This window comes from Nisaea denitrificans DSM 18348, assembly GCF_000426505.1.
Lineage (GTDB): Bacteria > Pseudomonadota > Alphaproteobacteria > Thalassobaculales > Thalassobaculaceae > Nisaea > Nisaea denitrificans.
Window position 1 is genome coordinate 485,266 of sequence record NZ_AUFM01000015.1, and the last position, 21,459, is coordinate 506,724.

The following is a 21,459-nucleotide window of genomic DNA, read 5'->3' on the forward strand; positions in this document are numbered from 1 at the left end:
ATTAGAAGCAAATGGCGCAACATCAGTCTGCCAAAAAACGTATTCGCCGTAATGAACGGCGTCGGGTTATGAACCACGCCCGGATTAGCCGTATTCGTACCTTCGTGAAGAAGGTCGAGTTGGCAATCGACAGTGGGGATAAGGAAGTCGCTCAGGCCGCGTTCAAAGCTGCGCAGCCGGAAATGCAGCGTGGCGTGACCAAAGGTGTCCTTCATCGGAACACCGTGTCGCGCAAGCTGTCGCGTCTCTCTGCCCGGATCAAGGCGATCTCCGCCTAAAAACGGACGTCCTGACGAATACTTTAAGTGGAAGCCGCACCCTCCGGGTCGCGGCTTTTGCTGTTCCAGCCAGTGGCAAGTCCGCTGGTGCGTGTGAAGCGTCTATGACGCTTTGGCTGCATTTTTATTGAATTTTTGTTGCAAAATGACCCCCAAAATATTGTGGTCAGCGCGACCCGGTTAACACTGAATTCTGAAAATTCTAATAATTTCAAACGATTGGACGCGTCTTTCCGATGGGTGGAATGGAAAGGCGATGTCATCTTTGAAGGACGGAATTCAAGGCGTTGATTCAAAGTGGAGATTGATTCTGTCAAGGAAAAGATCGGCGGTTTCGGCGAAAAAAAATCGTCATTTTGGATAGAGTCACGGTTGCGTACCGAAAAGCACTTGGGTAGTTTGGCTTCCTACTGCCGGGCCGGAGTGTAAGAAAAAATGAATAAGTTCATTCAAAAATTCAGGCTCGGTATTCGTTTAACGTTGAAGTTTGACAGGGCACTCGGAACGAGCGCCAAGTAAAACCTTCAACGTTTCAAAGATTTATTTCGCACAGCCCGAAGAGTGCAAGAAATCGCCGGGGCGATTTCCTCTGGGGAAGCTGTGTCCGGAGCGTGAATTTTCCGGCCGGCTGGTCGTTACATCGGATGGGGCTCTGAGATGACCAGAATCGTGCAGGAGAAGGGGTCGAGAAGAGGTTTGAATGTGTGGGGTGAATCCGGGCCGCAACGAACGGTCGCCGGGGGTCAGGACATGACAGCCGGCATTTCGAGCGATCACGAGCTGTGTTGGGCGCGTGTGCGAGGCAGACTCCGGACAGAACTGGGTGATGCGGTTTTCCGGAACTGGCTGAAGCCGCTGACCTTCGAAGGCATTGATGAAGGCACGGCGATGATGCGGGCGCCGAGCCCCTTCGTCCGCGACCGCGTCCGCTCGCAATATTCCGATCGCCTGCGGGCCATCTGGTCGGTCGAACATCCCGATGTGCAATCCATCGCTATCTTTGCGTCGAGCCGCGGCAGGTCCGAGAGCAGCCGGGACGAGGCAGCGGATGCCGCGCCAGAGCAGGGCATGGCTGCGCCGGCGCAGCGTCCCGCAGCGCTGAAGGCTCCCGCGGTTCATGGTTTCTCCGGATCGGACGAGCGCCCGGATTTCGAGGCGCCGCTGGATCCACGCTTCACTTTCGATAATTTCGTCGTCGGCAAGCCGAACGAATTGGCCTTTGCCGCCGCGCGCCGGGTCGCCGAGAGCGAGACGGTGCCTTTCAATCCTTTGTTCCTTTATGGCGGCGTCGGCCTTGGTAAGACTCACCTGATGCACGCCATCGCCTGGCATGTCCGGCAGCGGCATCCGAGCCGGCGGGTGATCTATCTTTCCGCCGAAAAGTTCATGTACCAGTTCATCCGGGCACTGCGCTTCCGCGACACGGTCGCGTTTAAGGAGCAGTTCCGCTCGGTCGACCTGTTGATGATCGACGATGTGCAGTTCATCAGCGGCAAGGACTCGACCCAGGAAGAGTTCTTCCACACCTTCAACGCGCTGGTGGACCAGAACCGTCAGGTGGTGATTTCCGCCGACAAGTCGCCGACCGATCTCGAAGGCATGGAAGAGCGCTTGCGGTCTCGCCTCGGCTGGGGGCTGGTTGCGGATATCCATCCGACCAACTACGAGCTCCGTCTTGGCATCATGCAGTCCAAGGCCGAGCGCCTCGGCGTCGAGATGCCCGAAAAAGTGCTCGAGTTCCTGTCCCACAAGATCTCTTCCAACGTGCGCGAGCTTGAGGGTGCGCTGAACCGGATCGTCGCGCATTCGACGCTGGTCGGCCGGGAGATCTCGCTTGAGATGACCCAGGAAGTTCTGGTCGATCTACTGCGGGCCAATGACCGCCGGGTGACCGTCGAGGAAATCCAGCGTCAGGTGGCGAACCATTTCCAGATTCGGCTTTCGGAGATGCACTCGGCCCGCCGGTCCCGCGCGATTGCCCGGCCACGGCAGGTGGCGATGTATCTGTCGAAGCAGCTGACCTCCCAGTCGCTGCCGGATATCGGCCGGAAATTCGGCGGCCGGGACCATACGACGGTGCTGCATGCGGTGCGGAAAGTCGAGGAACTGCGCGGTCTGGACAAGCAGTTTAACGACGATGTCGATCTGCTTCGGCGCATGCTGGAATCGTGATCATTCGGGGCCGGTATGCGTGCCGATCATAATGGGTCAGCAGCACGAACTTTTTTGCCCTTGAAACTACCGCAAGCGCCATGCACTTGTGCTATAGTTTCATGCGCTTGTCTCATGCGGAGGCGCTCGCTCGCCGATGGGTCGGCGATTGGGGGATCAACTTTCCAGCCGATAAGTAGAAGAATATGAAAATCGTTATCGATCGCGCGGCTTTGCTTAAGCCTCTCGGACATGTCCAAAGTGTTGTGGAACGGCGGAATACGATCCCGATCCTGTCCAACGTGCTGTTGAAAGCGCAGGACGGTCGGCTCAGTCTCAGCACGACCGACATGGATATGGATATTGTCGAATCCGTGGCCTGTGACGTGTCGGAAGCCGGTGTTGTGACGGTGCCGGCCCATACCCTCTATGATATCGTGCGCAAGTTGCCTGACGGATCGGATGTGGAACTTGCCGCGTCCGGCGATGTCAGCCGCGTGACGATCAGGGCCGGTCGCTCCAATTTCTCTTTGCCTGCCCTGATGCCGGAGGAATTCCCGGCGCTCAGCGGCGACACGCTGCCTAACAGTTTTGTCATCAGCGCGGCGGATCTCTGCATGCTGATCGACCGGAGCCGGTTCGCGATCTCCACCGAGGAGACCCGCTATTACCTGAACGGTATCTTCCTGCACGCGGCCGAAGCCGACGGTGTCAAGGTGCTGCGCGCGGTGGCGACCGACGGTCACCGTCTCGCCCGGGTGCAGATGCCATTGCCCGAAGGCGCGGCGGATATGCCTGGCGTCATCGTGCCGCGCAAGGCGGTGAATGAGGTTCGCAAGCTGATCGACGGCGCCGACGGCGACGTCACGATCTCGCTTTCCGATACCAAGCTGCGGGTTTCCTTCGAGGACACGGTGGTCACAACCAAGCTGATCGACGGTACGTTCCCGGATTATGAGCGGGTGATTCCGAGCGGCAACGACAAGATGCTGCATGTCGACCGGCAGCGCTTCTCCGAAGCGGTGGATCGCGTGGCAACGATTTCGACCGAAAAGTCACGGTCGGTGAAACTTGCCGTCACAAGCGGCCAGTTGACCCTTTCCGCCAGCAGCCCGGATAACGGGACCGCTCAGGAAGAGGTCGAGGTCGATTACAGCGCGAGCGATATCGAGATCGGCTTCAATTCCAAGTATCTCCTGGATATCACCGGCCAGATCGAGGGTGAGCGGGCGGTTTTCCAGCTCGCCGACCAGGCCTCGCCGACGATCATTCTCGACGAGGATGATCAAAGCGCCCTTTACGTGCTGATGCCGATGCGCGTCTGAGGACGCCTCGGTCCTGGGCAACGAGGCCAGCACGAACGGAAATGTTGAACGCATTGCGAAACACGGACATGTCCCGAACGACGCCCGCACCGGTGCCGACCAGCGCCGGACGGGCTTCGCCGCGCGTCAGCCGATTGTCCGTGACCGCGTTCCGCAATTATACCTCGGCCCGGATGGATGTTTCTTGCCCGGCAATCGTGCTGACCGGGCCGAATGGCGCCGGCAAGACCAACTTGCTTGAAGCGGTTTCTTTCCTGACTCCGGGCCGTGGTTTGCGCCGGGCCAGAATTTCCGAAGTTGGCCGTGTGGCTGCCGATGGAAGCAATGCTGCCTGGGCCGTTTCGGCTGAGGTCGGCGGGATGATCGGGTCCGTGCAGATCGGCACCGGGCGCGATCCGGGGCCTGAAGGTACCGGCCGTGACGGTGGCGAGAAACGTCTGGTGCGGATAGACGGTGTTCCGGCGAAGAGCCAGACCGTGCTGGCCGAGCATCTGGCGGTTTCCTGGCTGACGCCGCAGATGGACCGATTGTTCATCGAGGGCTCCTCGAACCGGCGGCGCTTTCTGGATCGGCTGGTTTATGCCTTCGATCCGGATCATGCGACGCGGGTGAATGCCTATACTCACGCGCTGCGCGAACGGGCGCGGCTGCTGCGGAACGGCACACGGGATCGTGCCTGGTTCGCGGCGCTCGAAGAATCAATTGCTGAAAAGGCGGTCGCCATCGCGGCTGCCCGGTCCGGTCTTGTGGCGCGGTTGAATGCGGTGACGATGGCCGGCTCAGGCCCGTTTCCGGGTGCAGAACTCTCGCTTGACGGTTATGTCGAGACGGAGATAGCCAGCCGTCCGGCGCTTTCGGTCGAGGACGAGCTGAAGGCGCGGCTGGAAAAGGCCCGGCGCCTCGACGGCAGCGAGCCGGCGGCTGTTCCCGGCCCGCATCGCAGCGACCTCGAGGTCCGGCATATGACCAAGGGCATGATGGCGCCGCACTGCTCGACGGGTGAGCAGAAGGCGCTGCTGATTGCCATCGTGCTCGGCCATGCAAGGCTGGGAGCACACGAAACCGGCGCGGTTCCCGTGCTGCTGCTGGACGAGGTGGCTGCCCATCTCGACAGCGGGCGACGGGCCGCGCTTTACGATATTCTCCTCGCGCTTGGCGGGCAGGTCTGGATGACCGGCACCGACCGGGCGCTATTCGCGTCCCTTGAGGGCGCAGGCCAGTTCTTTGCCGTTGAAGACGGTGAAGTGCGGGCCGATTGATCACCTGAAGGACTAGGAGCCGACATGGCACAAGATGATCTTCCGGAACAGAACGGCGTGACCAGCGAAGACGCTGAATATGGCGCCGAGTCGATCAAGGTCCTGCGCGGGCTTGATGCGGTCCGGAAGCGGCCGGGCATGTATATCGGGGATACCGATGACGGCTCGGGTCTGCACCATATGGTCTACGAGGTGGTCGACAACGCCATCGACGAGGCGCTGGCCGGGCATTGCGATCTGGTGACGGTAACCCTGAACGCGGACGGATCGGCAACAGTCACCGATAACGGGCGCGGTATCCCGGTCGATATCCATGCGGAGGAAGGGGTCTCCGCCGCCGAGGTCATCATGACCCAGCTCCATGCCGGCGGAAAATTCGATCAGAATTCCTACAAGGTCTCCGGTGGCCTGCACGGGGTCGGCGTTTCGGTCGTGAACGCGCTTTCGGAAAGCCTTGAGCTCCGGATCTGGCGTAACGATACAGAATATGTGGTCCGCTTCCGCCACGGCGAAGTCGAGGCGCCGCTGGCCGTGGTCGGTCCGGCGAACGGCAAGAAGGGTACGGAGATCACTTTCCTGCCCTCGACCGAGACCTTCACCAAGACGGTGTTTGATTTCAAGACCCTGGAGCACCGGTTGCGCGAATTGGCCTTCCTGAATTCCGGCGTGCACGTGCTGCTGAGCGACAAGCGCGAGGCGGAAGAGGTTGCCGTTGACCTGTTCTATGAGGGTGGCCTGAAGGCTTTTGTCGACTATCTCGACCGAAACCACAGCCCGCTGCACGAGTCGATCGTGGTCTCCGGCGAGCGCGACGGGATCACGGTCGAAGTCGCGATGCAATGGACTGACAGCTATCACGAAAACACGCTCTGCTTTACCAACAACATCCCGCAGCGCGATGGCGGTACGCACCTTGCCGGTTTCCGTGGCGCGATGACCCGGACGATCAATGCCTATGCGCAGGAAAGCGGGATCGCGAAGAAGGAAAAAACCCAGCTTAGCGGTGACGATGCCCGCGAGGGTCTGACCTGCGTTCTGTCCGTAAAGGTTCCGGACCCGAAGTTCTCCTCCCAGACCAAGGACAAGCTGGTTTCCTCCGAGGTCCGGCCGGTGGTCGAATCAATCCTTGGCGAGCGGCTGCAGCAGTGGTTCGAGGAACACCCGGCAGACGGCAGAAAGATTGTTTCCAAGGCGTATGAAGCCGCGGCGGCGCGTGAAGCCGCCCGCAAGGCGCGTGAGCTGACCCGCCGTAAGGGCGCGCTCGATATCGCCAACCTGCCGGGCAAGCTGGCCGACTGCCAGGAGCGCGATCCGTCGCTCTGCGAAGTCTTCCTGGTTGAGGGTGACAGCGCCGGCGGTTCCGCCAAACAGGCGCGAGACCGGAAGACCCAGGCCATTCTGCCATTGCGCGGTAAGATCCTGAACGTGGAGCGGGCCCGCTTCGACAAGATGCTATCGAGCCAGGAAATCGGCACCATCATCGCCGCGCTTGGCACCAGTATCGGCTCGGAAGAGTTCAATATCGACAAGCTGCGTTACCACAAGATCATCATCATGACTGACGCCGACGTGGACGGCAGTCACATCCGAACTTTGCTGCTCACCTTCTTCTTCCGGCAGATGCCGGAACTGGTGGAACGCGGCCATCTCTATATCGCGCAGCCGCCGCTTTACCGGGCCAAGAAGGGCAGTTCCGAGACCTATCTGAAGGACGACCGGGAGCTGGAAGCCTACCTGATCAGCAACGGCATTGACGGGGTCACCCTGAAGCTTGCCGATGGTGCCCAGATGCTCGGCCCGGACCTTGAGCGGATGGCTGAACAGGCGCGGGATGCCAAGACCCTGATCGAGCCTTTGGTGCGCCGCATCGGCTCCGCCTTCGTGGTCGAGCAATGCGCTATTGCCGGTGCATTGAGCCCGGAATTGCTTGCCGATCCGGAGGCCGCCACTAAAACCGCGACCAGCATCGCCGAACGGCTCGACGCGCTTTCCGAAGACATTGAGCGCGGTTGGACCGGTCATTTTGATGCGGACAATATCGAGCTGGTGTTCGAGCGCACCTTGCGTGGCGTGACCGAGCGGTACCGGATCGATCAGATGCAGGTCCGTACGCCTGAGGCACGGCGCCTCACCGGTCTTGCCGAAGAGCTTTCAGCGACGTTTGGCAAAGGCGCCACCCTGATGATGAAAGATGCGGAACGGCCAATCCATGGCCCGATCGCACTGATCGAGGCGATCCAGGAAAGCGGCCGCAAGGGCCTCACCGTGAACCGATATAAAGGTCTCGGCGAGATGAACCCGGATCAGCTTTGGGAAACCACCCTCGACGTCAATCAACGCACCCTGCTGCAGGTCCGGGTCGACCACCTGGACGAGGCGCAGGAAATCTTCTCGACGCTGATGGGCGACGTGGTCGAACCGCGCCGGTTGTTCATTCAGGAAAACGCCCTGAAGGTCGCCAATCTGGATATCTAGCCGGTCTGGCGAATGCGCATCGCGGCGGCCCCAATTGCGTGCTCTTGTATTTGTAATTGCACGCGATTCTGGCCGCCGTTAGACTCCCTCCGAGGAACATTTACGTGTTGGGGGAGTGTGGCATGATTCGCCGCAGCATGGCCGTTTGTCTGATTTTGAGCATTGCGGCCTGTGCCGGCCGGGAGGCGGTCCCGGTGGCGACCTCCAATGAGCAGGACGAGACCATGAGCTGCCTGGAGATCGATCGCGAGATCGGCCGCAACAATGCGTCGATGCGGGCTCTGGCGGGCGAGAACCACGGCAGGACCGGGCGGAACGTCCTGGCGGGCGCCGTCGGCCTCGTGCTGTTCTGGCCGGCGCTTTTCGCCCTGGATCTGAGGGATGGGGCGGGCAAGGAAATGGTCGCCCTGGATTCCAGAAACGACATGCTCGAGATGCTTGCACGGCAGAATACCTGCACCGTCCAGGCTGCTCTGAGATCGGAAACCGCAAAGACGGAATACGCGGCAAATCTCGACGAGGACGGCAATCCGATCAAGCCACTCGGCCCGGTTCAGGCGGCACACTCGCCCGGCACGCCGGTCGCCATGATGCCGGGATCGCATCCCGTGCCGGCTTCGGCGAAGCCCGCGGCCGATGCCCAGGGAGGCGACGGCCTGAAGTGGCTGATGGATTCTTTCCTGAACGGCGATATCGACCAGACGGAATATGAACAGCGCCGGGTTGCCCTCGGGCTCTGAGGGGAGGGCGCCGCTCAGAACTGGTTGAGCGGCAGTTTCAGGTAGCGCACGCCATTGTCTTCCGGTTCCGGCAAGTGCCCGGCCCGGACATTCACCTGGATCGCCGGCAGGATCAGCTTCGGCATGTCGAGGGTCTTGTCCCGGGCCTCGCGCATGGCGACGAAACTCTCCTCGTCGGCGCCGTCCTTGAAATGGATACTCCGGGCCTTTTCTTCCCCGACTGTAGTCTCGAAGGCAATCTCGCGGCCGCCCGGCTGGTAGTCGTGTCCGACGAAAATCCGGTAGTCGTCCGGCAGTGACAGGATGCGCTGCACCGAGTGATAGAGGGTGCGCGCGTCGCCGCCCGGGAAATCGCAGCGGGCACTGCCGAAATCAGGCATGAAAATCGTGTCACCGACAAACAGCGCGTCGCCGATCCGGTAGGTCAGGCAAGCCGGTGTGTGACCGGGCGTGTGCATCACCTCGCAGTCCAGATTGCCGATCTTGAAGCTGTCGCCATCCTGCCAGAGATGCTGGAATTCGTTCGGCTCTTCACTCAGATTCTGCAGGTTGAAGACCGGTTTGAAGACGTCGCGCACATCCTTGATGTGCGCGCCGATGGCGATGCCGACCCCGAGTTCGCGGCGCATATAGGGCGCGCCCGACAGATGATCGGCATGAGCATGGGTCTCAAGCAGCCAGCTCACCTGCAGGTCCTTGTCCCGGATATAGCCGAGCACCTTGTCCGTGCTCTCGGTGAAGGTCCGGCCCGAGGCGGAGTCGAAATCGAGCACTGAATCGATGATGACCGCCTGTTTGGTGTCCGGGCAGCTCACGACATAGGTGATGGTCGATGTTCGCTCGTCGAAAAAACCTTCGACCAGAGGCTTTGTCAGGTTGTCCACAGTACTTCTCCCGGAAAAGGCTTGTTTCCGCTTCGTTGATTCAATATATAAGCAATAACTTATATATGTAAACCGGATCGCTCAGGATTTTGCGAATGGCAGGACTATCCCTTGAGATCATGGAGCGGAAAGCATCCGGTGTTGCGGATTTTCTGATGGCCGCCGCGAACAAGAACCGGCTCATGGTGCTGTGCCACCTCGCGGATGCCGGCGAGCTTACCGTCAATGATCTTGCGGCCCGGCTGGACCTCTCGCAGCCCGCTCTCTCGCAGCATCTGGCGCGCATGGCGGAGGAGAAACTGGTCGCGGCTCGCGCCGAAGGGCGCAGCCGGTATTACGCCCTGACACCGGGGCCGGTCAGCGATCTGCTTGCCGTTTTGCAGAAACATTTCTGTCCGCCCGAAGAAGCGGACATTGCAGCCGAATAAGGCCGGCTCGAGAAAGGAAAAGACCATGGAGACAATTCATCAGCAGCTTCCGGGCATTGATGCCCAGAGCGCCGCGCCGCAGATCGAAGGCGGAAAGCTCGTCCTGATCGATATCCGAGAGCCGGACGAGCGGGCACGGGAATGGATCCCCGGATCGGTCGCCATTCCGCTCTCGGCATGGAAATCCGCAGATCTCACCCCCTATCTCGATAAAGGCGTCGTGCTGCATTGTCGTTCCGGCAACAGAACGATGATCAATGCCCCGCTTTTTGTAGAAGCCGGATTTGCCTCCGCCGCTTTCCTTGAAGGTGGCATCGAGGGTTGGAAGGATGCGGGCCTGCCAGTCACACGCAACAAGAAGGCGCCGCTGGAGATCATGCGCCAGGTGCAGATCATCGCCGGGTCTTTCGCCTTCGCCGGTGGGCTCGCGGGCTATCTGGCCGATCCGATCTATGCCCTGATCCCGGCCTTTGTCGGTGCCGGCCTGCTGATGGCGGGTGTGACCGGCTGGTGCGGTATGGCGCGGATGCTGCGACACATGCCCTGGAACAAGCAGGCATCCGCCTGACGCTTATCCATGAAGGGCGATGGCCTGGGCTTCGGCCTCTGTCGCCCGTGTATGATCGCTGCGGCCGCGATGGGCCCGGGCGGCGAACCGCCAGTTCATCGGGCTTGTCGGCTTCAGCGCGGTGCGCTCTGAGGCCAGTGCGAGGGCAAGGTCGTTTCGCCCTCCCCTGAGGGCGGCTTCCAGCAAGGTCATGCCGATAATGTCGCGCTGGGCGTGGCTGCCGCCGAGATAGCGGGTGCGGTAACGGATCGGCAGCAGGATATCGACGGCCTCTCCATATTTCTCCTCGGCAAAGGCCTTCAGGGCCTTGCAGAAGGGCTGGCCGACGGTCCGTGTCATCGCCGCGTTCGCGTCGTTGGCGGCGGTGGTATAGCGCTCATGTGCGTTCAGCACCTGCTCCGCCACCTCCCAGCGACCATCGGCGACAAAGGTCATCATCGCGTGCACATCATTGAAGGCATAAAGCGTGTCCGTCGCGCTCGGCTCCCACTTGTCAGCCAGCGTCTTCCAGCGATCGCCGACATCCACACCAAGCAGCTCCAGCCGCCAGAGCAGCGCGGCCGCGTCCAGTTCCTCGTACCTGTCGCCGCTTGAATCGGTACTGCGCAGGCAGCGGTCATAGATGTCGAGCACCTGATCGTTCTGGGCAAGATCGAGATGGTAGAGCGAGAGATGCCACCAGAGATGATTGGCGAAGTTGCTGTAGGCCCAGTCCTGCTCGCGTGATCGCATCCAGTTGATACCGCCGGATTGTCGGCCCTGACTCTCCATCACGTGACCGACCGCGTGAATGGCGTAGGCGTCCTTCGGGTTCATGGCCACGGCCCGCCGGCCGCACTCTTCGGCAATCGAGAAATCCCGATTTTCCTCAAGCCCGAAGGCATAGAGACCCAGCACATAGCCGTATCCGGGGACACTTTCATTCCAAGCATGGAGAATGCGGGCCACACGGTCCCGCTGATTGTCTGTGTCGCCGAGCAGCACGTCGGAGAGATGGGCGAGTTGCAGGGCCAGCAGGTCGCGCGGGAACTGCACCAGCAACGCGTCCCAGCGGTCGACGGCGCCGTGGAAATCGCCGTCGGCCCAGGCCCTGATGGCCTCGATATGCCGGCGTTCCCGTTCGTTGGCCCGGGGCGCCAGCGCTTCGGCGGTCTTCAGCGTGCTGACAAGCTCCGGATAGATCCGGGTTTCCATCGCCTGCGTCAGCAGCGCCGCCTTGAAGATCTGACCCATGACGAAATCCGGCTCGGCATCAAGCACCTCGGTGATCTCGCCGAGCGGGTCCCCGGAATAGGTGAGGAACATTTCGTGAGCATTTTCCAATGCAGCGACGAGGGCGTTGTCGGTATTGGAGACGGCGAGGTCCCTGCAGTCCGTGGTGGTCATGGCGGATCTCCGGCCGGTGATGTAGTCACTGTCGCATAGCTACGCGCCTGGACGATCACGGACAATGCGAGAGCGCGTGATCGGATCGAGAGGGTTAATAAAAACAAGCTTTTAACGCCTATTTTTGAATGTATTTATTAAATTAGTGTTGAAAATTTAAAATATATTTAAGAAAGTCTGATAGTTGTTTGTTTTATAATGATTTTTATTTTCCTTACAGTAAAAGCGACGAGATTTTTAAAGTTAATCCAATATATTAAGTAAGCTAAAAATATTTGCTTAAATCAGATGCTTATGAGTTAATTCTAACATTAAACTTTGGGCGCGGTTCCTGATGGCACGGACTCCGACAAAAAAGCCTGCGGCGACAACGCGCCGCTCATCTTCCGGTGCGCGCAAGACCGCCGCAACGAAGGATAATGCGCGCAAATCGACGGCCAAGCAGGACACAAAAACCGCCGCCACCAGAAAGCCTGCGGGCAAGAAAACCGCCCGCAAACCAACAACATCCCGGCGCCGCAAATCGGCCGTGGTGCGCAAGCGCACGGGGGTCGTCGCGGGGCTTATCAAGTACGGTTTCGTCGCGGCGATATGGGCATTCGTGCTGGTTGGCGGCGTGCTCGCCTATCATGCCTATCAATTGCCGAACATCACCGATCTCGACCGGTATGAGCGGGCGGGGGCGACCCGGCTGCTCGACCGCGATGGCGCCATGTTCGTCTCCTACGGGGCGCTGCATGGCCGGCCGGTCACCGCCGCCAATCTCGCGGCCCCATTGATCAACGCGCTGGTCGCGACGGAGGACCGGCGGTTCTTCTCTCATTTCGGTGTCGATCCAATTTCGATCCTGCGCGCGGCCGTCGTCAATCTGAAGGCGGGACGGACGGTGCAGGGCGGCAGCACTCTGACCCAGCAGCTCGCCAAGAACGTCTTTCTCAGCGCGGACCGGTCCTACTCCCGGAAGATCCAGGAACTGCTGCTGGCCTTTTGGCTGGAGCACCGCTTCAGCAAGCAGGAAATTCTCGCCATCTATCTCAACCGGGTCTATTTCGGCGCCGGTGCCTACGGAGTGGATGCAGCGGCCCGGAAGTACTTCCGCCGCCCGGTCGAGGATCTGACAGCATACCAATCGGCCCTGCTGGTCGGTTTGCTGAAGGCACCGTCACGCTACAATCCGGCGGTCGACCGGGAGCGCTCACAGGGTCGTACGCGGCAGGTTCTGCTGAACATGGCCGATGCGGGCTACCTCACCGAGGACGAGGCAGAGCGGATCGCCGCCCGTCCGTCCGCCATCCAGGGCGCGGCGGGGGTTAGCCGGAACCATCGCTATTTCGCCGACTGGGCGCGTGAGCGGGCGAACGGCTATGCCGGACCCGGCGGCGGGGACCGCACGGTCCGCACGACCCTTGACCGACGGCTGCAGCGGATCGCTGAACAGGCCGTGAGTGAAGGCATGAAGCGCGGGGCCAAGAAGGGCGCCCGGCAGGTCGCCATGGTGGTGATGTCGCCGGACGGCGCTGTCCGGGCGATGATCGGCGGGCGCGACTATGCCAGCTCCCAGTTCAACCGTGCCACCCAGGCGCTGCGCCAGCCGGGTTCCGCCTTCAAGCCTTTCGTCTTTCTGGCTGCGCTTGAGGCGGGTTATACGCCAAAGACGAGGCTGCCCGATGCGCCGGTTGCGCTGAACGGCTGGACGCCTCGGAATTTTGATGGCCGGTATCGGGGTGAGGTCACGCTTGAGGACGCGCTGGCGCATTCCCTGAACGCGGCAACGGTAAATCTTTCCGAAGCGATCGGCCGGCGCCGGGCGCTCTCGGTTGCGCGCCGTCTCGGCGTGACGGCATCCCTGCCCGAGGGGCCGAGCCTGGCGCTCGGTGCCGGTGAAGTAACCTTGCTGGAAATGACAGCTGCCTATGCAGCCTTCGCCAATCAGGGGCGGTTTGTCTCGCCCTATGCAGTTGAGCGCATCCAGACATCCGCCGAAGGCGCGATCTACGCGCATGATGATCGACCCGCCCCACAGATCGTGGAGACCCGGATTGTCGCCGCATTGAATACGATGCTGCAGTCGGTGGTGGAAAACGGAACCGGGCGCAGGGCCCGGATCGGGCGTCCGGCCGCCGGCAAGACAGGCACGTCCCAGGATTTCCGCGATGCCTGGTTCATCGGCTATACGGCTGATCTGGTTGCAGGGGTCTGGGTCGGCCGGGACGATGCGTCGGCCATGGATGGTGTCACCGGCGGTAGCTTGCCCGCGGAAATCTGGGCTGCCTTCATGTCGAAAGCGGCAGATGGGCCGCCCCGATCACTGGTCCTGAACACCAATTAGTCCTGACGTGATTAAAGAGCGCCTGTTTCGATATCCACGATCAACGGCAGGTGGTCCGAGCTTACATGCGGGCCGAGGGCGGCACCGCCCACCTTCAGCGTTGGTGAGATCAGGGCATGATCGATCGGCAGGGCCATCAGGTCGCCGAGCCAGTTATCTCCCCAGGTGAAGGAGCGGCGCAGGCCCGGTACCACCCGCGTGCCTGAATCAGCAGAGATCTTCTGCACGGCGTGGCTCCAGGGGGCGGCGTTGAAGTCACCGGTGATGATGAGAGGCGTGTCCAGTTGATCCCAGATATCAGCCAATGCCTCGATTTGCTTGGCCTGGGGCAGCGGGAACGGCCAGCGCAAATGAAGCGAGGCAACAGTGGTGTCCCGCCCGCCGCCTGAAACGGTAGCCCAGGCAAGCCGGTGATCCTCCAGGCATCCGGTCCCGGTGAATGCAGTCCGGGAGAGCACAGCAATACCGACCGATCCCCGATACGGGCAGATGATCTGATACGGGTAGGTTTCCTTGAGACGCTTCGTCAGTCTCGGTTGCTCGACAGCGGCTTCCTGCAGGGTAATGACGTCGGGTTTCATCTCCACAATATAGGCCGTCACCGGTTCAATCCTGGCGTGGTTGTGGTTCATGTTGAGAGACAGGATCCGGAGATTGCCTGGCCCTTGCGGCTGGTTTTCCGAGAGGGTGCTTCCGCCGAAAAGCTGGCCGAGCGAACCGGCGCTGACCACGATGACCGTGGTCAGAAACAGAGCACTGATCCAGGCACGGGTGACCAGCAGCAATAGCAGGAAGGGAAGCGCGAGCACTACCAGATGCAGGCGCAGATGGGAGAAACTGTCCGCGAGTGGATGAAAGGCGCCGAACTGACCGGCAATGAGCGCGGCGGCGATAGCCCAGGAACAGAAAAGCGCGAAGCGTCGGAAAGAATTCATATGACGTGAACCCACGAGACGGTCATTGCGAATGCCGGGACTTTCGTAGGGAAATTTGACCGGATCATGGTCGTGTGACGGAAACGGTTCAGCCGTAGCGGTGCAGCGTGGCGCCGTGCCGTTTCAGCCAGGCGCGGGACATATCCATATTCTCGACCAGCCCGTCGCACAGCGCCCAGAACCGGCCGGAATGGTTCATTTCGATCAGGTGGGCGGCTTCGTGGGCGCAGACATAATCCAGCACATGTTCCGGCGCCAGGATCAGGCGCCAGGAGAAAGACAGCGCGCCGGTGGAGGAGCAGCTTCCCCAGCGGCTGCGTGTGTCGCGGACGGAAATCCGCGTCGGCTTGCGCCCAACTTGCTCCGCATGGAATCGGGCACGATCCGAGAGCTCCCGCCGGGCTTCCCGTTTTAGCCAGTCCGTCAGTCGCCGGGCCAGATGGTCAGCACCGCCGGATACTTCCAGATATGGCAAGCCATCGTCAGGGCATTCGGTGCGGCGGACCGCACCTCGCAGCTCCGGTGCATGGCGGATCCGGTGGTCGACACCGAGCAGGGGAATGGTGGTGCCGTCGGCAAAGGGGATGGCGTCCGGCAGGCGGGCCAGGCGGTTTTCCAGCCAGACGACGTTCCGGGCGACGAAGCTCTCTGCCTGAGAGCGGGAAACGCCTGGAGGCAGCACCAGCTCCGGCGCGCCGCGGGCCGGATCGACTTTCAGCGACAGGCGCCGGGCGCGGGTTGAGATCCGTACGGGTACCTCGATATCAGCGCCGTCACGGCCTCTCACGATCAAGGGGCTGGATGCATTCATGGGTGTAGCTTTTACCAAGGTCTAGTGGTTCAGGGAATGTAAACTACCAGATATTACTGCCTTCGTGGACCCGCCGGGTCAATTGCGGCAGCTCAGTCTTTCGCTTCTCCCGGGCGCGGGATCAGCATCACCGAAACCACGCTGAGCACACCGGCAACCGCGAACAGGTCTGGCATCACCAGGGGATGGTTGTTCTGCAGGCTGCTGATGATGAAGGAGCCGACCGCCCCGGTGCCCATCTGCAGGAAGCCGAGCAGGGCGGAAGCGACACCGGCGATATGCGGGAAATGCTGAAGCGCACCGGCCATGGAACTCGGCAGGGTGATGCCGAGGGCGACGAGGAGCAGCATGCTTGGGCCGATGATCGCGGCGGCGGAGACATGGCCGAACTGGGCCGGGATGAACATGGCGAAGCCCGCGATCAGGCCGACGACGCTGCCGATCCGGACCATGTTGTGGATCCCGATCCGGCGGCCGAACCGGTTGGTGATGATGTTGCCGGTCAGGAAACCCGCGACATTGAACAGGATCAGCAAACCATAAGCTTGCGGCGAATAGCCGAGCTCCACCATCAGGATGTAGGGCGACCCGGTTTGATAGGCGAAGAGCATGCCGAAGAAACAGCCGTTCAGGGCGGCGTAACCGAAGAACCGGCGGTCGACGATCAGCGCGCAGTAGGTTTTGAGCATGCCGCCGAGCTTCATGGCGTCGAGATTTTTCTGCGCGAGGGTCTCCGGTAGCCGGAACAGGCTGAAGAGGAACAGCACGCCCGCGACGACCGCCATGAAAACGAACGAGGCCTGCCAGCCGAAATGGCCCTGCAGTTGGCCGCCGATGGTCGGGGTCAGCGCTGGCGAGAGCGCCATGGCCATGCCGATGAAGGACATGATCCGGGCGGATTCGGCGCCTTCGGACTTGTCCCGGATGAGCGCCCGGCTGACGGCGTGACCGGCACAGGCACCGATGGCGAGCAGCACGCGGGCACTGATCAGCGCCCAGATCGTGGTTGCTAGTGCGCAGGCAATAGCGCCGGCAACATAGATCGCGAGGCCGGTCAGGATCACCGGGCGGCGGCCAAACCGGTCCGACAACGGCCCTGCGAGTAGCTGGAAAAAGGCGAAGGCGGTGAAATGCACCGTCAGGGTGAGCTGAACGGTGCCCATGTCCGTCTGGAAATAGTCGACGAGCGACGGCAGGGACGGAACGAACAGACCGACGGCCATCTGGCCGAGGGCGACCATCATTGTGAGAGTCGCTATGCCGCTGGCCGAATAGACCCGGAAATCGGTTTTTTGCATGGGTGATCTTCGACATGGGAAAAAGGCCGCCACTGCTGTCGGCCTTTCTTTCATAACGCAATTCTGCGCTGCGGTATACCGATTGGTTTACCCCGCCTCGGCCAGGCTCATCTCGTCACGCTGTTGACGCTCTTCATCCAGTAATTGGCGCTTGCGGGGCACGCCCCAGCGATAGCCGGTCAGGCTGCCGCCGGCCCCGACCGCGCGATGGCAGGGAATGACAAGGGCGACGCGATTGCTGCCGCAGGCCCGGCCGACCGCCCGGGGCGCTCCCGGCTTGCCGATGGCCTCGGCCAGCTCGCCGTAAGTTCTCGTCTCGCCGTAGGGCACGTCCATCAGTGCTTCCCAGACCTGGCGCTGAAAGGCGGTCGCCTGGATGTCGAGCGGCAGTTTGATATCCGGTAGCCGTCCCTCGAGATGGGCGATCACGGCCTCGGTGATCCTGCCTAGTGTGTCGTCGTCCCGGACGATTTCCGCTTTCGGGAATTCCTCACGGAGTTCCACCTCAAGTTTTCCGGCATCCTCGCCCAGTGCAAGAAAGCAGATCCCGCTCTCCGTGGCCGCGATGAGAATCTGGCCAAGCGGGCTGGGCGCGAGGGTAAAGGCGATCACAGCGCCGCGTCCGCCCTTGCCGTAGGTCGCGGGCGTCATGCCGAGCTGGCCGCGGGCTTTTTCATAAAGCCTGCTGGAGGAGCCGTATCCCGCCCCGTATAGCGCGGGGGAAACGGCTTCGCCCGATTTCAGGTTCTCACGCAGTCTTCCAAGCCGTTGAGCGTCCCAAAACTGCCTCGGGGTCACGCCGGTTGCGGCCTTGAAGGTGCGCTGCAGGTGATAGGGGGAGAGGCCGGTTGCGTCGGCCAGTTCGTCCAGGGTCGGTGCGGTTTCGTCTGCGGCGTCAAGCAGGGCGCAGGCCGCTTCGACTGCGCCGAGACGTCGGGTGTGGGCCGCATCGGCGCCGAGGCATTTCCGGCAGGCCCGGTAGCCGCCTGCCTCCGCTTCGGCGGGGCTGTCATAGAACCGCACGTTCTCGCGCTTCGGTTTGCGCGAGGAGCAACTCGGGCGGCAATAGATACCAGTGGTGGTCACCGCGTAGAAGAACACGCCATCCGCTTCCCGGTTGCGGGTCGCTACCGCAGTCCAGCGCGCCGCATCGTCGCTGAAACGGTTCGATTCAGGGGTTCCGATTGAACTGCTATCCGGCATGGGCCCGGCCTCCTCGGTGACTTCGCCCATTTTATACCTTTTCGGCGCGGCTTCCGACTATCCGCAGCTTGCGCGGCAAACCGGGTATTTCCGCAGCGGCTGGCTGATCGGAACAGAACAAACGAACATTTCATATTTTCAAATGAAAAGAGAAACTTGGCCGTCATTATTGCAACGAAAATGTCACGGTTCTTTCACCGTTCGGACGTGTGCCGGGAATAGGGTCGGCGCTCGTATTTCTTCCAACGGAGCCTCTTATGAAAGCGACCAAGACGATCTTCGCCGCTGCGGCCGGCCTTGCCATGCTCGGCGCCGGCGCCGCAAACGCGGCCACTGAAATCACCTTCTGGCATGCCATGGGTGGCGGTCTCGGTGAGACGGTCAACACCATCGCCAAGGACTTCAACGCGTCCCAGAGCGAATACAAGCTGACCCCGATCTACAAGGGCGGCTACGAAGAGACCATGACCGCCGGGATCGCCGCATTCCGCGCCGGCGAAGCGCCGAACATCATCCAGATCTTCGATGCCGGCTCCGCCACCATCATCAATGCCAAGGGCGCCGTCTATCCGGTCGCCAGCCTGCTGAACGAGAACGGTGTGCCGTTCCACGCCGAGGATTACATCTCCGGCGTTCGTAACTTCTATGCGGACAGCAAGGGCGACATGATCGGCATGCCGTTCAACAGCTCCACCCCGGTGCTCTATTACAACAAGGACGCGCTCGCCAAAGCCGGTGTGCAGCCGCCGAAAACCTGGGAAGAGTTCGAAGAAATCGCGCCGAAGCTGAAGAAAGCCGGCTACATCGCCCTTTCCCAGTCCCACACCCCGTGGATCTTCTCCGAGAACTTCCATTCACGGCACAACATCCCGCTGGCGAACGACAATAACGGCTTCGACGGCGTTGCTACCAAGATCAACTACAACAACGAACACATGCGCATGCACTTCTCCAAGGCACGCGAATGGCAGCAGGCCGGCCTGTTCGGGTATTACGGCAGCAAGTGGGGCGACAACCAGAAGCCCTTCATCGACCAGGAAGTCGCCATGTGGCTCGGCTCCTCGGGTTCTTTCGGCGGCCTGAAGAAGAGCGCCAAGTTCGCCTTCGGCACCACCAACCTGCCGTACTGGAACAGCATCACCAAGGGTGAGGAATACACGACCTTCATCGGTGGCGCCGCGCTCTTTGCCTTCAGCGGCAAGGAAAAGGCTCAGAACGAAGGCGTTGCCAAGTTCTTCCAGTTCCTGACCAAACCGGAGACCCAGTTCTTCTGGCACAAGGAAACCGGTTACGTGCCGATCACCAACGCGGCCTACAAGCTCGCTCAGGAAACCGGTTACTACAATGACGAGCCGGACGCCGAAGTCGGCATCCAGCAGCTGAACCAGAAGGCGGCCGCGAACAACAAGGGCTATCGCCTCGGCTACTACGTTCAGATCCGTGAAGTCATGACCCGTGAATATGACCAGGTCTTCGCCGGCACCAAGTCCGTCGACGACGCTTTCGCGGCCATCGAGGACGGTGCGAACAAGCTTCTGGCCCGCTTCGCCAAGACGGTCCAGTAACCAGCATTTCTCGCAAGAGCGGCGGGCGGTCTCAACCGCCCGCCGCTTTCCCGTTCTGGCTCATCAAGGGATATCGGCGATGAAACGGCAGCAATTCGACAGTTTTACCCTGCCGTATCTGCTGATCGCGCCTCAGCTCGCGATCATCTTTATTTTTTTCGTCTGGCCTGCGGCACAGGCGGTCTACCAGTCTTTCATGCTGGAAGACCCGTTCGGCCTGGCCAGTCAATTCGTTGGTTTTGATAATTTCATCGAAGTGGTTTCGAACGAGCATTACGCGCGCTCGGCCATCTTCACCGCGATTTTCTCCGGGCTGGTCGCCTTTCTCTCCATGGCTATCGCTTTGCTGCTGGCGGTCAAGGCGGACGGCATCCTGCATGGCCAGTCGGCCTACAAGATCATGCTGACCTGGGTCTATGCCGTGGCCCCGGCCGTTGCCGGTATGATGGGCGTTTTCCTGTTCGACCGTAGCATTGGCCCGCTCAATCACCTGTTCAACGCCACCGGCTGGCCCTTCAACCCGCAGCTCGATGTGTTCGACGCCTCGGTGACGGTGATCCTGGTTTCGGTCTGGAAGCAGATCAGCGTGAACTTCATCTATTTCCTTGCCGGTCTGCAGTCCATCCCGCGCGCCGTGCGCGAGGCGGCCCTGATCGACTGCCGCAACGGCTTCCGCCGGTTCTGGACTGTGACCCTGCCGCTCTTGGCACCGACCGGCTTCTTCGTGCTGGTGATCAACATCACCTATGCCTTCTTCGAGACCTTCGGCGTGATCGACACAATGACCCGCGGCGCCCCCGGCGGCGGCACGGCGACGCTGGTCTACAAGGTCTATCAGGACGGCTTCCTCGGCGCGGATATCGGCGGCAGCTCCGCCCAGTCCGTCATTCTCATGATCCTCGTGCTGGGACTGACCATCGTGCAGTTCCGCGTGATCGAGAAGCGCATCCATTACTGAGCCGGGGATCGAGCCATGCACCGTATCAAACTCACGGACCATCTGATCCTGATCCTCGGCGTGCTGTTCCTGCTGCTGCCGATCTGGGTGGTCTTCGCCTCATCGACGCACCGGCCGGAAACCATTCTGAACCAGGGACTGCAATTCTGGATCGGGGATTATTTTCTGGAAACCTACAGCGCGGTCCTGTTTGACAATACGGGCTTCACCCAGGCCGTGAACGCCGTGCTGATGCTGAAGAACTCCCTGATCCTCGGCCTCGGCTTCTCGGTCGGCAAGATCCTGATCTCGACCATCGCGGCCTATGCCATCGTCTATTTCCGCTTTCCGGCGGGCAGCTTCTTCTTCTGGATCATCTTCTCCTCCCTGCTGCTGCCGCTGGAGGTACGGATCATCCCGTCCTACGAGGTGGTCTCGAAGCTCGGCATGCTGAATTCCTATACCGGCCTGATCCTGCCGCTGATCGCGTCCGCCACCGCGACCTTCTTCTTCCGTCAGTTCTACAAGTCCGTGCCGGAAGAGATCCTGGAAGCGGCAAGGATCGACGGCGCCGGGCCGTTCCGCTTCTTCGTCGATATCCTGCTGCCGCTGTCGAAAACCATGATCGCGGCGATCTTCATCATCATGTTCGTGGTCGGCTGGAACCAGTATCTCTGGCCCATCCTGATGACCACGGACGAGAGCTATTTCACTGTTGTCATGGGGATCAAGCAGATCCTGAACGATCTCGAAGGCAACCGTATCCCGCAATACAACAAGGCCCTCGCGCTTTCCTTCCTGGCGATGCTGCCCCCGGTCATGGTGGTGCTGATCTTCCAGCGGTGGTTCGTGAAGGGCCTCGTCGAGTCCGAGAAATGAGGAACTGA

The 21,459-nt window shown here is 61.0% G+C and carries 18 protein-coding genes; 12 read left to right on the forward strand and 6 right to left on the reverse strand.

The window, feature by feature from the left end; all coding sequences use genetic code 11:
• Positions 1-11 precede the first annotated feature (11 nt).
• From rpsT to K328_RS25850, 6 genes are all read left to right on the forward strand, one after another.
• The gene (gene rpsT / locus K328_RS0112755) at positions 12-278 is read left to right on the forward strand and encodes a 30S ribosomal protein S20 (RefSeq protein ID WP_028466306.1); all 267 of its coding nucleotides are present in this window, start codon (positions 12-14) and stop codon (positions 276-278) included.
• A gap of 750 nt (positions 279-1,028) precedes the next feature.
• On the forward strand, positions 1,029-2,450 hold the full coding sequence (gene dnaA / locus K328_RS0112760; RefSeq protein ID WP_028466307.1) for a chromosomal replication initiator protein DnaA: 1,422 nt from the start codon (positions 1,029-1,031) through the stop codon (positions 2,448-2,450).
• A gap of 185 nt (positions 2,451-2,635) precedes the next feature.
• Entirely contained in the window at positions 2,636-3,754 is a 1,119-nt protein-coding gene (dnaN, locus tag K328_RS0112765) for a DNA polymerase III subunit beta (protein ID WP_028466308.1), read from the forward strand.
• A 68-nt stretch (positions 3,755-3,822) separates the two neighbouring features.
• Positions 3,823-5,013 (forward strand): DNA replication/repair protein RecF, encoded by a 1,191-nt coding sequence (gene recF, locus K328_RS0112770; protein WP_028466309.1) that lies wholly within the window; start codon positions 3,823-3,825, stop codon positions 5,011-5,013.
• A gap of 24 nt (positions 5,014-5,037) precedes the next feature.
• Positions 5,038-7,488, forward strand: coding sequence for a DNA topoisomerase (ATP-hydrolyzing) subunit B (gene gyrB / locus K328_RS0112775; RefSeq protein ID WP_028466310.1), 2,451 nt, complete (start codon positions 5,038-5,040; stop codon positions 7,486-7,488).
• Positions 7,489-7,610: 122 nt separating this feature from the next.
• Positions 7,611-8,228: a hypothetical protein gene (locus K328_RS25850; protein ID WP_051284848.1), complete on the forward strand. Its 618-nt coding sequence runs from the start codon at positions 7,611-7,613 to the stop codon at positions 8,226-8,228.
• Between the two features lie 14 nt (positions 8,229-8,242).
• Here K328_RS25850 and K328_RS0112785 read toward each other — a convergent pair whose 3' ends face one another.
• A complete protein-coding gene (locus tag K328_RS0112785) occupies positions 8,243-9,112 on the reverse strand; it encodes an MBL fold metallo-hydrolase (protein ID WP_245577529.1) in 870 nt (289 codons plus the stop codon).
• Between the two features lie 95 nt (positions 9,113-9,207).
• Between K328_RS0112785 and K328_RS0112790 the strand changes: the two genes are divergently transcribed.
• Both K328_RS0112790 and K328_RS0112795 read left to right on the forward strand, forming a co-directional pair.
• A complete protein-coding gene (locus K328_RS0112790) occupies positions 9,208-9,540 on the forward strand; it encodes an ArsR/SmtB family transcription factor (RefSeq protein WP_036554014.1) in 333 nt (110 codons plus the stop codon).
• Positions 9,541-9,565: 25 nt separating this feature from the next.
• Positions 9,566-10,108, forward strand: coding sequence for a rhodanese-like domain-containing protein (locus K328_RS0112795; RefSeq protein WP_051284849.1), 543 nt, complete (start codon positions 9,566-9,568; stop codon positions 10,106-10,108).
• Between the two features lie 3 nt (positions 10,109-10,111).
• On the opposite strand, the gene K328_RS0112800 is transcribed toward K328_RS0112795, so the two are convergent.
• Positions 10,112-11,494, reverse strand: coding sequence for a tetratricopeptide repeat protein (locus K328_RS0112800; RefSeq protein WP_028466314.1), 1,383 nt, complete (start codon positions 11,492-11,494; stop codon positions 10,112-10,114).
• 334 nt (positions 11,495-11,828) lie between these two features.
• Between K328_RS0112800 and K328_RS23885 the strand changes: the two genes are divergently transcribed.
• A complete protein-coding gene (locus K328_RS23885) occupies positions 11,829-13,823 on the forward strand; it encodes a transglycosylase domain-containing protein (RefSeq protein ID WP_051284850.1) in 1,995 nt (664 codons plus the stop codon).
• Positions 13,824-13,834: 11 nt separating this feature from the next.
• On the opposite strand, the gene K328_RS0112810 is transcribed toward K328_RS23885, so the two are convergent.
• The 4 genes from K328_RS0112810 to ada form a co-directional block, all read right to left on the reverse strand.
• Positions 13,835-14,758: an endonuclease/exonuclease/phosphatase family protein gene (locus tag K328_RS0112810; protein WP_028466315.1), complete on the reverse strand. Its 924-nt coding sequence runs from the start codon at positions 14,756-14,758 to the stop codon at positions 13,835-13,837.
• An 88-nt stretch (positions 14,759-14,846) separates the two neighbouring features.
• Positions 14,847-15,569 carry a M48 family metallopeptidase gene (locus tag K328_RS0112815; RefSeq protein ID WP_036554017.1) on the reverse strand — a complete coding sequence of 241 codons (723 nt, stop codon included), beginning with the start codon at positions 15,567-15,569 and terminating at the stop codon, positions 14,847-14,849.
• Between the two features lie 92 nt (positions 15,570-15,661).
• Positions 15,662-16,867: a multidrug effflux MFS transporter gene (locus tag K328_RS23890; protein WP_051284851.1), complete on the reverse strand. Its 1,206-nt coding sequence runs from the start codon at positions 16,865-16,867 to the stop codon at positions 15,662-15,664.
• An 87-nt stretch (positions 16,868-16,954) separates the two neighbouring features.
• Positions 16,955-18,070 carry a bifunctional DNA-binding transcriptional regulator/O6-methylguanine-DNA methyltransferase Ada gene (ada, locus tag K328_RS23895; protein ID WP_036554232.1) on the reverse strand — a complete coding sequence of 372 codons (1,116 nt, stop codon included), beginning with the start codon at positions 18,068-18,070 and terminating at the stop codon, positions 16,955-16,957.
• A gap of 257 nt (positions 18,071-18,327) precedes the next feature.
• On the opposite strand from ada, the gene ugpB reads away from it, so the two are divergent.
• From ugpB to ugpE, 3 genes are all read left to right on the forward strand, one after another.
• Positions 18,328-19,635 carry a sn-glycerol-3-phosphate ABC transporter substrate-binding protein UgpB gene (gene ugpB / locus K328_RS0112830; RefSeq protein ID WP_036554019.1) on the forward strand — a complete coding sequence of 436 codons (1,308 nt, stop codon included), beginning with the start codon at positions 18,328-18,330 and terminating at the stop codon, positions 19,633-19,635.
• A gap of 79 nt (positions 19,636-19,714) precedes the next feature.
• Positions 19,715-20,593, forward strand: coding sequence for an ABC transporter permease (locus tag K328_RS0112835; protein ID WP_028466318.1), 879 nt, complete (start codon positions 19,715-19,717; stop codon positions 20,591-20,593).
• A gap of 15 nt (positions 20,594-20,608) precedes the next feature.
• On the forward strand, positions 20,609-21,451 hold the full coding sequence (gene ugpE / locus K328_RS0112840; protein WP_028466319.1) for a sn-glycerol-3-phosphate ABC transporter permease UgpE: 843 nt from the start codon (positions 20,609-20,611) through the stop codon (positions 21,449-21,451).
• Positions 21,452-21,459 lie beyond the last annotated feature (8 nt).